This window comes from Oceanobacillus indicireducens (assembly GCF_014647195.1).
GTDB lineage: Bacteria > Bacillota > Bacilli > Bacillales > Amphibacillaceae > Oceanobacillus > Oceanobacillus indicireducens.
The window spans coordinates 1-11628 of the sequence record NZ_BMOS01000054.1 but is presented as its reverse complement, the minus strand read 5'-3'; the positions used below and the strand labels follow the sequence as shown (position 1 = coordinate 11628).

Here is an 11628-nt window from a genome sequence, read left to right as displayed (position 1 = left end):
ATTATAGTTTGTGGATACGCAAAGCGTAGCCATGATTGTTTCAGTGGGGGGTAAGGAATTCCCCACTGAATGAAGTTTCACTTTATAAGTAAATTATTCTCTTAATATGAGCAAGTGCGAGAAATGATATTCAGCTAAGTTTATCGTATAATGAAGGTAGCATAAAAAGAATGGAGCGTATAGATGTATAAATTAATTGCAATTGACATGGACGGTACGTTATTAAACGATCATCACCAAGTTTCTAAACAGACACAAGATACATTAAGGGCGGCAAAAGAACATGGAACGAAAATTGTACTATGTTCGGGCAGACCAATTGTTGGGATGCGAAAGTACATAGCCGATTTAGGTTTAAATGAAGAAGACGATTATGCAATCGCATATAATGGTGCTTATACCGAAAATACAAACACTGGAGAAATTGTCTCTGAGTTCTCTCTTGAATATAAGCATCTTGTTGAACTACATGATTTGAGTATGGAATTGAAGATACCGATGCACTACTTTGATCATGAGAAGCTTTATACTCCTAATAAAACAATCAGCAAATACACGGTACTTGAATCCTATCTGAATGATATCACGTTAGAATATTGTCCAATTGATGAATTTCCACAAGAGCAATCGATACCGAATATTATGTTTATCGATGAGCCAGTGAAACTGAGTGAGGCACTTAAACATTTACCAAAAGAGCTCGCGAACAAGTATGCAATGGTAAAAAGCGCACCACATTTCTCGGAATTCACCCATTTAAAAGCAACGAAGGGAAATGCCGTAAAACGATTGGCTGAGAATCTCGGTATTAAGCAAGCGGAAATCATGGCAATCGGTGACAATGGTAATGACAAGTCAATGATTGAATATGCCGGATGCGGAGTTGCAATGGAAAACGCCATCCCAGAATTAAAAGAAGTTGCTGACTTCCAAACCCTAACAAACAACGAAGACGGAGTAGCCCACGCCATCCAAAAACTCCTCCTCGCCAAAGCATAATCGGGACACGGGGTCAGAGCACTTGTCCTAGTTCGAGCGGGACATGGGGTCAGAGCTTTTGTCCCAATTCTATACCCCAACATCAAAAAAGCGAACCACTAGTGGTCCGCTTTTTTTATTTCTCTCTGTTATATGAAAGACGCCATTCATCCTCCATAAAGTGCATATAATTCATTTTTCTACCCATAATTTTAGGAGATAGGAGAGATTTTGTTTAGCAGGAAGTCTGAAAGGATATTATCAATAATAGAACAAGTTTTTCATTATTATTGCATCTATAGGAGTGATTTACATGAGTCGTGAAATGCCACGTGATACCGGATTGGATAACACACTAAATGTACTGAAAGACGGATACATGTATATTATGAACCGGCAGGATCGTTTTGATTCTGATGTGTTTGAAACCCGTCTGCTTGGCCAGCGCACCATCTGTTTAGTCGGTGAGGAAGCAGCAGAAATTTTTTATGATGAAGGTAAATTTCAACGGGAAGGAGCTGCTCCCAACCGGATAAAAGAAACATTGTTCGGTAAAGGCGGTGTTCAAGGGCTGGACGGAGATGCACATAAACATCGGAAAGCAATGTTTATGTCAATCATGTCCCGCGAAAACCTGCAACATTTCAATCAATTATTTAAACAGCAATTGCGATTGGCAATAGAAAAATGGGAGCAAATAGATGACGTAATCTTTTATAAAGAAATTGAAGAAGTATTGACACGTACTTCCTGCCTCTGGGCTGGAGTTATTGTGGAAAAGGATATGGACAAATTGACGGATGAGATCGGGACGTTATTTGAGTCTGCCGCTAGTGTCGGACCCGCACATTGGGCCGGAAGAAGAAACCGAAACAAGTTGGAGAAATGGATGAGCGGTCTTGTAGAAGATGTTCGTGACGGTAAAATCAATCCACCTGAACCTAGCGCTCTATACCAATTTTCTTGGCATCAAGATCTTGAGGGAAACTATTTAGACCCTAAAATAGCGGCAGTTGAAATGCTCAATATTATCCGTCCGATTGTTGCTAATGCAGTTTATATCAATTTTCTTGTTTTAGCATTGTACGAGCATCCGCAAGAACTAGAAAAAATCAAAACTGGCGGCGAAGAATATGCCAAGATGTTTGTTCAAGAAGTCAGAAGAGCCTATCCTTTCTTCCCGGTTGCAGTCGCGGTTGTAAAAAATGATTTCATATGGCGAGATTTTACGTTTAAAGAAGGTACATTAACTTTATTAGATCTCTACGGCACGAACCATCATCCGAAAAGTTGGGATAATCCCGACATATTCAATCCCGAACGGTTTAGGAATTGGAACGACAGTCCTTTCTCCTTCATCCCTCAGGGTGGCGGCGATCATTATCTCGGTCATCGCTGTGCCGGAGAATGGGTGACATTAGAAGTTATGAAAACAAGCCTGGATTTTTTAGTTAACCATATGGATTACAACATTCCAAAGCAAGATTTAAGTTTAAGCGTGAATGATATTCCAAATACACCTGAAATTGCACTGCATAACGTTAGAAAAAAAATAGATTCCTTTCTTTAATTGCAACCGCCAAACAGCCTTTCCTATTACAAGGGCTATTTGGCGGTGCTATCCTTACACTTCATTTCCCCCTAATTCTTATACCGGTTAATTCCATATATCCTTATCATCCTCGTCAAACACTTTAACTCTGAAATTGTCTTCCTGACCTAAATCTTCCCAATCCAAAAAACTGTACCAGCCATCATTGTTTTGGAAAACCTTCCGCGTCATAAATGTCGGATGGTCGTCCACTTGCTGCCACACTACTAAACAGTGTAACAAATACACAAGATATAGGATCTGAAACACTTATATGCGACGAATTAGTATACCTTGAAGGAAAGTCCTCTTTATGATTTCTCGAAAAATTCATTGACCAATTCCTTCGACACGCTAGCTAGCTGCTTGTACTCATATTGCGGATTTTGATCTTTGTCAATAAGTACGGAACGAACACCTTCAAAAAAGTCATTGTGGCGCATAAAGTTTCTCGCGAGTAGCAAATCCGTTTGCAAGCATGCTTCAAGTGTTTTTTCTTCTCCTCTAATTAATTGTTCTAAAGTAACTTTCAGGGAAACAGGTGATTTGGATAACAATGTTGCCCTTGTCTTTACTGCAAACTCACTTGGATCAGCTGCTAACGATTCTACGATTTCTTCTATTGTATAATAAGAAAAATGCTTATCAATTGTTCGTTGTAAAACAGCTAATTCACCATCCGTTTTAGGATAAATAGCTTTAGATTGCAGTAGCTCCCGAAGTGCTTCCTCCTTATTCCGATGATGCCAATTTGTCGCCTCGATTTGACTAAATAACTCTGGTAACCGAGCACTTGGGATAAAATGATCAGCACCGTTTATATAAAGGACATCAGCCGCGCCCAAAATGGTCGCTGTTAATGCCAGATAACGGCCTATGTAGCCTGGAGCTTTATTCAAAAAGTAGGCAGCCCCAACATCTGGAAAAAAGCCAATGTTCATTTCCGGCATGGCCCACTTTGTCCGCTCCGTTACAATACGGTGACTTGCACCATAGGACAATCCAACACCTCCGCCCATAACAATCCCATCCAGACAGGCAATGATCGGTTTAGAATATTGCGCTACAAGTTTATCGGTTTGATACTCCACAGTGAAAAATTGTTCCGCCGCTTGTAATGCATCTGGTTGTTGTTCTCTCGCTTGATACAATGCTTTAATATCCCCACCGGCACAAAAGCCTTTGGAACCAGCACCTTTGAGAATAATGATACAAATCATATCATCCTGTTCCCATGCTAGAAGCTTCTCTCTAATAGCCGCAAGCATATCGTGTGTCAAAGCATTTATTGATTTCGGTTGATTCAATGTAATCGTTGCAACACCGTTCTCATTCATAGAAAATAAAATATTACCCATGCCGTGAACACTCCTTCATTTTCATAGGATAAGAGGACTGCAGACATAAAGTGAAACTTCATTCAGTGGGGAATTCCTTCCCTCCCCACTGAATGATAGTTGAACAGAATCAGGTATTTACGGACTGTATATCCCCTACCTTCACATGTTGGGCTTCCTCCCTATTTAGGGGAGGGGGTATTACAGACCGTTAATACGGGATAAAATAGCACTCAGTTCTCCCCTATCCCTCTTCCCTTATAAATGTTTGAACTTAGGCGTTCTTTTTTCGATGAAAGCTTCAACACCCTCTTTTGCATCTGCCGTTAAGAAAAGTTCTCCGAAATGTTTGCTTTCTCTTGCTAAACCGTCTTCTAAGGTCTCATTATTTCCTTTTATCACACACTCGATTGCTCGTTTTACACTTTCCATACTTTTTCCGTCAACAAACGATTTCGCAACTGTTAATGCGGTGAATAAAAGTTCTTCCGAGGGGACAATAACTTGTATAATATCAAGTGCTTGAGCTTCATCGCTCGTTATTTGTTTACTTGTAAGGATTAAATCTAGAGCTGTCGCTGTACTAGTCATTCTACTCAACCTCTGTGTTCCACCAAATGACGGGATTAAACCAAGTTTCAATTCGGGAAGCCCGAAAACAGCATTTTCTGAAGCAATCCGAAAATGGCATGCCATCGCTAACTCCATACCGCCCCCTAATGCCGGGCCATTAATAGCTGCGATGACAGGTTTCTGTAATGCCTCTATTTCATTACAAAGTGACTGACCTGCTTCTGACATTGTTAATCCTTTTTGTTCATCACCGAGGGCAGGTACGAACTCCTTTATATCAGCACCAGCGACAAAGAAACGCCCGGCACCTGTAATTATAATTCCCTGTATGTCTTCCATACTTGCTAAATCTTTAACCGCTGTACGTAATTCTGTAATACATTTTGTAGATAAAGTATTGGCAGGTGGGGCGTTTATTTCTACCATTGCAATCTTACTTTCGATTGTCAAGGCTAAATGTTGATAATCCATTGAAATATCCTCCCTGTTCAGCTACTTGGAAAATCAAAGTTCGTTTCATTAGTCGTATCTTCCCAATCAAACCATCTTTCCGATACTGTTTTCATTTTTGTAAAGAAACGGGCAGTATCTGGGCCAAACATTTGCCCTTCTCCAAATCTGGAATCTTTCCACCCTCCGAAATTATGATAACCCACTGGAATTGGTATCGGAACATTAACACCAGTCATCCCAACTTCAATTTCTTGTGTGAATATGCGTGCGGATCTTCCATTATTTGTGAATATCGTTGCCCCATTACCTAATTGATGATCATTAATTAATTCTATTGCTTTTTCAAGGGTTTCAACTGGAACGATAACGCGAACCGGACCAAATACTTCTTCTTTATATATGTTCATATCAGGTGTTACATGATCTAACAGTGTTGCATCCAGGTAAAAACCTTCCTTATTTTCTACCTTTGGATTTCTGCCATCTACAACAATATTCGCACCTTCATTTACCGCTTCATCAATCGCACGTAATATTTCCTGTTTGGCATCATTACTAATTAAGGCACCAAAATCAGCATCCTTATCATCATACGAACCTGCCTTTAAAGCTTCTACCTTTGTTCTGAGCTTTTTGGTAAATAACTCAGTCGTTTTCTTTCCTACTGGCATCGCGACGGATATTGCCATACAGCGTTGCCCGGCTGATCCATAAGCGGCTCCAACAAATGAATCAACCACTTTATCAATGTCTGCATCTGGCATGATTACCATATGGTTTTTACCCCCACCAAAGGCAGCAACTCTTTTATGATGTCTCGTAGCCGTTTCATAAATCACTTCTGCCACCTTCGTAGAGCCGACAAAACTAACTGCCTTTACATCTTTGTGCGTAACGATTGCGTTTACAGTATCTTTATTTCCGTTTACGACGTTCCACACACCATCCGGTAACCCTGCTTCTTCCCAAAGTTTGGACAAGAACAAAGCAGAATAGGGTACTTTTTCAGATGGTTTTAAAATCATTGCATTTCCAACCGCAACTGCCATCACACTCATTGCGAGCGGTATCATGACTGGAAAATTAAATGGTGAGATACATGTAACAAGACCTAGTGGCTGTTTCATCGAGTAAGCATTTATATCCCCGCCAACATTAACAGAGTGTTCACCCTTTATTAGATGTGGTGCCCCAATTGCTAAGTCAACCGATTCTATTCCTCTGCCAATTTCACCCTTGGCATCCGAAATTGTTTTTCCATTTTCTTTCCCAATTAATTTTGCTAATTGTTCTGTATGTTCTACTAACAATTCGCGAAACTTAAAAAGGATTTGAATCCTTGTACCAACAGAAGTTGCACCCCATCTTTTAGCCGCCTTTTTGGCCAATTGTACAGTTTCATCTACTTCTTTTATAGAAGCGTAAGGAACTGTTGCAATCCTTTGACCTGTTGAAGGATTATAAACATATCCGAATTTGTCATTTTCCCCTTTAACTTGCTGTCCATTTATATAGTGAGTTACTTCATCGAGTGTTACTATCCCCATTACCCAGTCCTCCTATTATAATTAGAATACTTTATAACGAGTTTTCCAATCCATTATTCATACTACATAATCTTAGGTTAGCATCTCGTTTTCAATCTGATCGCCGTTTATTGCGATATTTTTGTTTCTTGATTTGTTAACAAGAGATATAACGATGAGATATCCTTATCGGTATAGTTACTTATATTTTCTTCCAAATATTTTATAAGCGTGTTTCCAACAGGCAATTTTACACTAAGATTGTCAGATGCTTCCTTGGCAAGTTTTAAATCTTTTAGTAAGAGTGCGTTCGTGAAAGCTCCTTCGCCATATTCGTCTTGAGCAATAAAGTTTTTAAAATTTCGAGTAAAAGCAGCGCTCTGCCCGGTACATTTATCAATAACTTCATATATAATATCATGTTCCAGACCCGCCTGATCAGCTATAGATAAGGCCTCTGCAACGGCCTGTGAATGAATACCAAGCATAAGGTTATTAATTAACTTAACAATCGAACCTGAACCATGATCTTCCCCAACATGAAAGAAACTCTTTCCGATTACTTCAAAATACGGGAGGGCAAAATTATATACCTCTTTTTCTCCACCGGCGATAATAGTCAACGTTGCTGTTTCAGCTCCACTAACACTGCCGCTAACAGGGGCACCCAGATATCGAATTCCTCTCTCTTGTGCAGCCTTTGCAATCTTTTGATTTAAGGATGGTGAAATCGTGCTTAAATCTATTAAAGTCAAAGGTGTAACTGCATTTTGAATCAAACCATCCGGGCCTAAGTAAACACTCTCTACGATTTGAGGTGTTGGCAAACTCGTAAATATTATATTTGTTTTACTTGGTAGTGTTTCCGCGGTATACCCTACCTTACCGCCAACTTGAGAAAATAGTTCCTCACTATTCTTGTTTACATCAACACCATACACGGTGTATCCAGCTTCTAGCAGATTCCTTGCCATTGGAAACCCCATATTCCCTAAGCCTAGAAAACCTATCCTTTCCGTTTCCATTAAAATCACTCCTCATCTTGTATGAAGGCGCTCTAAATTTTATAAACTTTTGCGGATACGATTATTTAAGCTATGTTATAACTCCTTAAAACTTTCCCTATACGACTACGAACTTTCAGGCATTACTCTCAGTTGTTTTTTAAATAAAATAGCCTTGATGATCAACAACTTCCATCGCTAGTTTCCGTTTTTTTGCAAATAAATTTGTATAAAGAGGTACTGGTAAGGCTTTCATTTCATCGAATAATCTTTGTTTAGTTGACTTATCTGACACAATAGATGCAATAATCGATATTGCTGCTCTTTCTATTTTGCGGTACCCTTCTTCACATAAGGTTTCTGTAATCAATTTTTGGATCGACTGATTAGTTGCGGCTTTCTCACAACGTAACACTGCTGCCTTCATCACATATAATTCTTGAATAACATCTGCTAATAGACGCGAACATTCCTGTTCATTTTGAAGCTTTTCTTTATCCAAGTTAAGTAAAGTCTTCATAATAATTAATAGTAAACTTTCTGACAGCTGGACAAAAGATAGATTCCCTTGTTGATCAATTCGTTCCACCTGCTCAATTAGTGACGAATCTTTTTCATATTTATTTAAAAAGAACTTTGTAATGGTTAATCGATTAATTTCATTCGTTCCTTCAAAAATTCGATTGATCCGCACATCTCGGTATAATCGCTCTATCTCGTAATCCTGCATGTAGCCATAACCACCATGGATTTGTAATGATTCATCCACGATCCAATCCAGTGTTTCTGATGCGTATACTTTATTAATTGCACAATCCATCGCAAAATTAGATAATTTATTTACTATATCTTTACCACCCTCAAGGTGTGAATCAATTTTGTCTAGTAAACTAGCTGTATAGTAAGCAGCGCTTTCCGCACCATATATAGCGACTATCATATTAGCAATTTTCTCTTGAATCATTGTAAAGTTAGTAATGGGTTGTTGAAATTGTTTACGTTCTTTTCCATAGTTAACCGCTAGCTCCAAGGCTTGTTTCGCGGTACCAATATTCGCAAATGCTAGCTTCAACCTAGCTAAATTCATAATATTAAGTGCAATATGATGTCCTTTACCAACCTTTCCTAATACATTTTCTTTTGGGATACGTACATCTTCTAAGATAAGTGTCGCAGTAGAAGAGCCTTTAATTCCCAGCTTATTTTCTTCAGGTCCAATTGAAACACCTGATAACTTTCTTTCTATAATAAATGCCGTCATACCCGCAGCTGTTTTCGCAAATACGACAAAAACATCTGCTACATGGGCATTCGTGATCCATTGTTTTTCACCATTTAAAATCCATTCTTCAGATTCCGTATCCAGTATGGCTGTTGTATTTGCAGCTAAAGCATCTGAACCAGAACCAGGCTCTGTTAAAGCATAAGCACCAATCCACTCACCCGAAGCAAGTTTACTTACATAAGTTTCTTTCTGTACTTCTGTACCGAAATATACATATGGTAATGTGCCAGCACCCGTATGTATATTAAAAGCAACACTAAACGATCCCCCAAAACCCATTTTTTCGGCAATTAAACCAGCAGTTTTTTTCCCCATTGCCAATCCCCCATAGGCTTCTGGGACATCCGCACCAAGCAGCCCTAGTTCACCCGCCTGGGAAAATAACTGTTTTATGGTCTGATAATCATGGACCTCTAAATCATTTAATCTCGGGATTACGTTTTTTTCAAGAAACTGTTCAATTGTTTTAGCAATGAGTGTCTCCTCTTCGCTCTTTTCCGTAAAACAAGATGGCGTCGCATTGGGAAAAATTGATTGACTGTTAGAAAGAGACTGGTTCCTCCCCATTTTCTTCCTCCTCACTTATTCATCTTCCTAGCATAATTGTCTCAGCGGTCATTCCATCGCACAAAAACTGGATGAATATGAATACAGGGGATTGTAACTGCCGAGGTTTTTTTCACTGTTACGCATATCAGCTAAGCCGCAATTGAAAGTCAAGTAAATTCAATCTGGGATTAGTACATATAAAAATATCTTTAATGAACCTAATTCTCCCTCTTTGACCCCTTTCTCGCGTTAGACATACATGAGCTCACTGTAAATGATTATTATATTTGGATAATTCAATTGTATAAGTATATATAAAGTAAAGAAAATATATATTTTTGATTGTTAGCCATAGATTTACTCAATATCACAATGAACACTGAATTCAATCATAGATTGCTAGTGAATAAAATGAAAAGGTTGTACACTATTATGCTGCAAATATAAAAACCATTGCTTGCCCTCACTAAAAAAACATTTAATCCAGATGCCATTATTATTGGTAATCGGATGGCTCGGTTTAAGAATTGGCTCATTAATCCAATTGACCGGATCCTTGAAGAACGATTATCCGTCTATCATCATCAAAATACTGAAATTCGTTTTTCGACCCTTGATAATTTATCAACCGCATTAGGCGCTACTTCGATTGCGATTACCTACTTTTTCTCAGAGAATAAAATAACTAAAGTATAACTGAAAAAAGCTTAAGAATCTTTATCCATCGCTATTATCAAAAACAATGACATCCACGCAAATTTCATGAGATAATAAAAAAACAACTTTAAAGATTGGAGATTTTTCTATGAAATGTAAAATTAATCGTAATGCAGCGAAGGAATTAAATAAGATTCTTGCAACGGAGGAAGCGGAAGGTAAAATGATTCGTGTATACATTACAGAAATGCACGGTAATCATGCTCATTATGGCATCAGCCTTGACACACCAAAAGAACATGATGAAATCGTGAAAACAGATAAGGAAATCGATATTTTACTTGATAGCCGTGAAGATTTTCTCGATGGTATTTTCATTCAATATTTCTATGTCGGCGACCATCCAGGATTTACGATTACGAATCCGAAAAAGGGTGGACACGTCCATCATTAAGAGTAAACAAAGTAGGCACATGAGTGATTCATGCGCCTACGCATACAAAAAAGGAAGTATTGCTAAAATGTAGTTAAGACACTTGAAAAAGAGTGTTTTCACTACAGGTATTTTCTTATATACTTAAGTTTCACTTTATTGTTCAATCGCATCTAGGATTCTCTCCGGGTCAAACCCAAGGACCCATTTACCATTGATTTCTGTTTGAGGAACTCCCATTTGTCCCGTTTGTTCAACAACCTTTTGCATCATAGTTGGATCGTTCTCAACATTCACTTCCTTGAAAGGAATTTCTTTTCATTTAAAAATTCTTTAATCATTTTGCAATAAGGACATTGTGTTGTTGTATACACCGTAATATTAGCTTCCATTATAAAACCTCCATTTTTTAAGTTGCTTCAATACATTTTCTTCTCTTTACATTACTACCTGCTCTTATCAATACAACCGATTAATCTATTATTAATATCAGCAGCAATTTCCTATAAAGAGTCTTCCTTTTTTAAATCCAAGCACCCATGCCACCTTTAACATTAGATATTTTTTGAAACCCTTTTTTCTTAAGGATTTTTGCTGCTTTTGCACTCCTCATTCCGCTTTGACAGATAACGACTACTTCTTTTTCCTTATCTAACGAACCTGCTTCACTAGCTAGATTAGAGAGCGGAATATTTTGAAACGGTTTGCGGTGATTTGCTTTATATTCACCAGGTGTACGAACATCAATGAATTGCACATTATGATCCTTGAATTTATTCTTAGCTTCTTGAACACTTATATTCATAATACCTTTTACCGGCATAAAGCGAACTCCGAAAAATGCAACAATAACAATTAATATAATCCACTGAATCAAGCTCATTTTATTACTCCACTTCTCCTTCCCAATCAAGCATGCCTCCAACCATATTTGTTACATTGTAGCCGTTCTGGATTAGGAAATCACATGCGCTTCCACTCCTGCCACCGGAACGACAGACCATATAGTAATGCTCATTTTTATTCAATTCATTTAGACGCTCTGGTATTTGTCCTAGTGGAATATGTTTTGCTCCCGGAATGATTCCCATCTCCACTTCTTCATCTTCCCTTACGTCGATGATATTTAACTTTTCACCTGCATCTCGTTTTCTTTCTAATTCCTTTGCTGTAATTTCTTTCATTTAAAATTACCTCCCTCTATATACTTCAATTATCTTCAAAATGCTCCTGTTTTCTTAG

The 11628-nt window shown here is 38.3% G+C and carries 11 protein-coding genes and 1 pseudogene; 4 read left to right on the top strand and 8 right to left on the bottom strand.

The annotated features are described in order from the left end of the window. Positions 1 to 183 precede the first annotated feature (183 nt). On the top strand, positions 184 to 999 hold the full coding sequence (gene yidA / locus IEX94_RS18775; RefSeq protein ID WP_188859699.1) for a sugar-phosphatase: 816 nt from the start codon (positions 184 to 186) through the stop codon (positions 997 to 999). A 292-nt stretch (positions 1000 to 1291) separates the two neighbouring features. Further along, positions 1292 to 2548 carry a CYP152 family fatty-acid peroxygenase CypC gene (gene cypC, locus IEX94_RS18770; protein ID WP_188859697.1) on the top strand — a complete coding sequence of 419 codons (1257 nt, stop codon included), beginning with the start codon at positions 1292 to 1294 and terminating at the stop codon, positions 2546 to 2548. A gap of 332 nt (positions 2549 to 2880) precedes the next feature. Here cypC and IEX94_RS18760 read toward each other — a convergent pair whose 3' ends face one another. The 5 genes from IEX94_RS18760 to IEX94_RS18740 all read right to left on the bottom strand — a co-directional run bounded on the left by IEX94_RS18760 (position 2881) and on the right by IEX94_RS18740 (position 9314). Next, positions 2881 to 3927: an enoyl-CoA hydratase/isomerase family protein gene (locus IEX94_RS18760; RefSeq protein WP_156855773.1), complete on the bottom strand. Its 1047-nt coding sequence runs from the start codon at positions 3925 to 3927 to the stop codon at positions 2881 to 2883. A 237-nt stretch (positions 3928 to 4164) separates the two neighbouring features. Next, a complete protein-coding gene (locus IEX94_RS18755) occupies positions 4165 to 4950 on the bottom strand; it encodes an enoyl-CoA hydratase-related protein (RefSeq protein WP_156855772.1) in 786 nt (261 codons plus the stop codon). A gap of 17 nt (positions 4951 to 4967) precedes the next feature. Beyond that, positions 4968 to 6479, bottom strand: coding sequence for a CoA-acylating methylmalonate-semialdehyde dehydrogenase (locus IEX94_RS18750; protein WP_188859691.1), 1512 nt, complete (start codon positions 6477 to 6479; stop codon positions 4968 to 4970). A 107-nt stretch (positions 6480 to 6586) separates the two neighbouring features. Continuing rightward, complete coding sequence (locus tag IEX94_RS18745; protein ID WP_156855770.1) at positions 6587 to 7483, bottom strand: NAD(P)-dependent oxidoreductase; 897 nt, start codon at positions 7481 to 7483, stop codon at positions 6587 to 6589. A gap of 139 nt (positions 7484 to 7622) precedes the next feature. Then, positions 7623 to 9314: an acyl-CoA dehydrogenase FadE gene (locus tag IEX94_RS18740; protein WP_156855769.1), complete on the bottom strand. Its 1692-nt coding sequence runs from the start codon at positions 9312 to 9314 to the stop codon at positions 7623 to 7625. Between the two features lie 435 nt (positions 9315 to 9749). Here IEX94_RS18740 and IEX94_RS18735 point away from each other — a divergent pair, with 435 nt between their 5' ends. Both IEX94_RS18735 and IEX94_RS18730 read left to right on the top strand, forming a co-directional pair. After that, positions 9750 to 9992, top strand: coding sequence for an ROK family protein (locus IEX94_RS18735; protein ID WP_188859687.1), 243 nt, complete (start codon positions 9750 to 9752; stop codon positions 9990 to 9992). Between the two features lie 109 nt (positions 9993 to 10101). Next, positions 10102 to 10407, top strand: a complete 306-nt coding sequence (locus IEX94_RS18730) for an iron-sulfur cluster assembly accessory protein (protein WP_156855767.1) — start codon at positions 10102 to 10104, stop codon at positions 10405 to 10407. A gap of 135 nt (positions 10408 to 10542) precedes the next feature. Here IEX94_RS18730 and IEX94_RS18725 read toward each other — a convergent pair. From IEX94_RS18725 to IEX94_RS18715, 3 genes and pseudogenes are all read right to left on the bottom strand, one after another. After that, a pseudogene (locus IEX94_RS18725) lies at positions 10543 to 10778 on the bottom strand (glutaredoxin family protein). A 131-nt stretch (positions 10779 to 10909) separates the two neighbouring features. Continuing rightward, positions 10910 to 11269, bottom strand: coding sequence for a rhodanese-like domain-containing protein (locus tag IEX94_RS18720; RefSeq protein WP_156855765.1), 360 nt, complete (start codon positions 11267 to 11269; stop codon positions 10910 to 10912). A gap of 4 nt (positions 11270 to 11273) precedes the next feature. Further along, on the bottom strand, positions 11274 to 11570 hold the full coding sequence (locus tag IEX94_RS18715) for a rhodanese-like domain-containing protein (protein WP_156855764.1): 297 nt from the start codon (positions 11568 to 11570) through the stop codon (positions 11274 to 11276). Positions 11571 to 11628: the final 58 nt, after the last annotated feature.

Bases quoted from the DNA above. Each gene is read 5' to 3' on its own strand.
- IEX94_RS18740 (WP_156855769.1), bottom strand. From the start codon at position 9,314: ATGGGGAGGAACCAGTCTCTTTCTAACAGTCAATCAATTTTTCCCAAT.
- IEX94_RS18745 (WP_156855770.1), bottom strand. From the start codon at position 7,483: ATGGAAACGGAAAGGATAGGTTTTCTAGGCTTAGGGAATATGGGGTTT.
- cypC (WP_188859697.1), top strand. From the start codon at position 1,292: ATGAGTCGTGAAATGCCACGTGATACCGGATTGGATAACACACTAAAT.
- IEX94_RS18750 (WP_188859691.1), bottom strand. From the start codon at position 6,479: ATGGGGATAGTAACACTCGATGAAGTAACTCACTATATAAATGGACAG.
- IEX94_RS18755 (WP_156855772.1), bottom strand. From the start codon at position 4,950: ATGGATTATCAACATTTAGCCTTGACAATCGAAAGTAAGATTGCAATG.
- IEX94_RS18730 (WP_156855767.1), top strand. From the start codon at position 10,102: ATGAAATGTAAAATTAATCGTAATGCAGCGAAGGAATTAAATAAGATT.
- yidA (WP_188859699.1), top strand. From the start codon at position 184: ATGTATAAATTAATTGCAATTGACATGGACGGTACGTTATTAAACGAT.
- IEX94_RS18715 (WP_156855764.1), bottom strand. From the start codon at position 11,570: ATGAAAGAAATTACAGCAAAGGAATTAGAAAGAAAACGAGATGCAGGT.
- IEX94_RS18720 (WP_156855765.1), bottom strand. From the start codon at position 11,269: ATGAGCTTGATTCAGTGGATTATATTAATTGTTATTGTTGCATTTTTC.
- IEX94_RS18760 (WP_156855773.1), bottom strand. From the start codon at position 3,927: ATGGGTAATATTTTATTTTCTATGAATGAGAACGGTGTTGCAACGATT.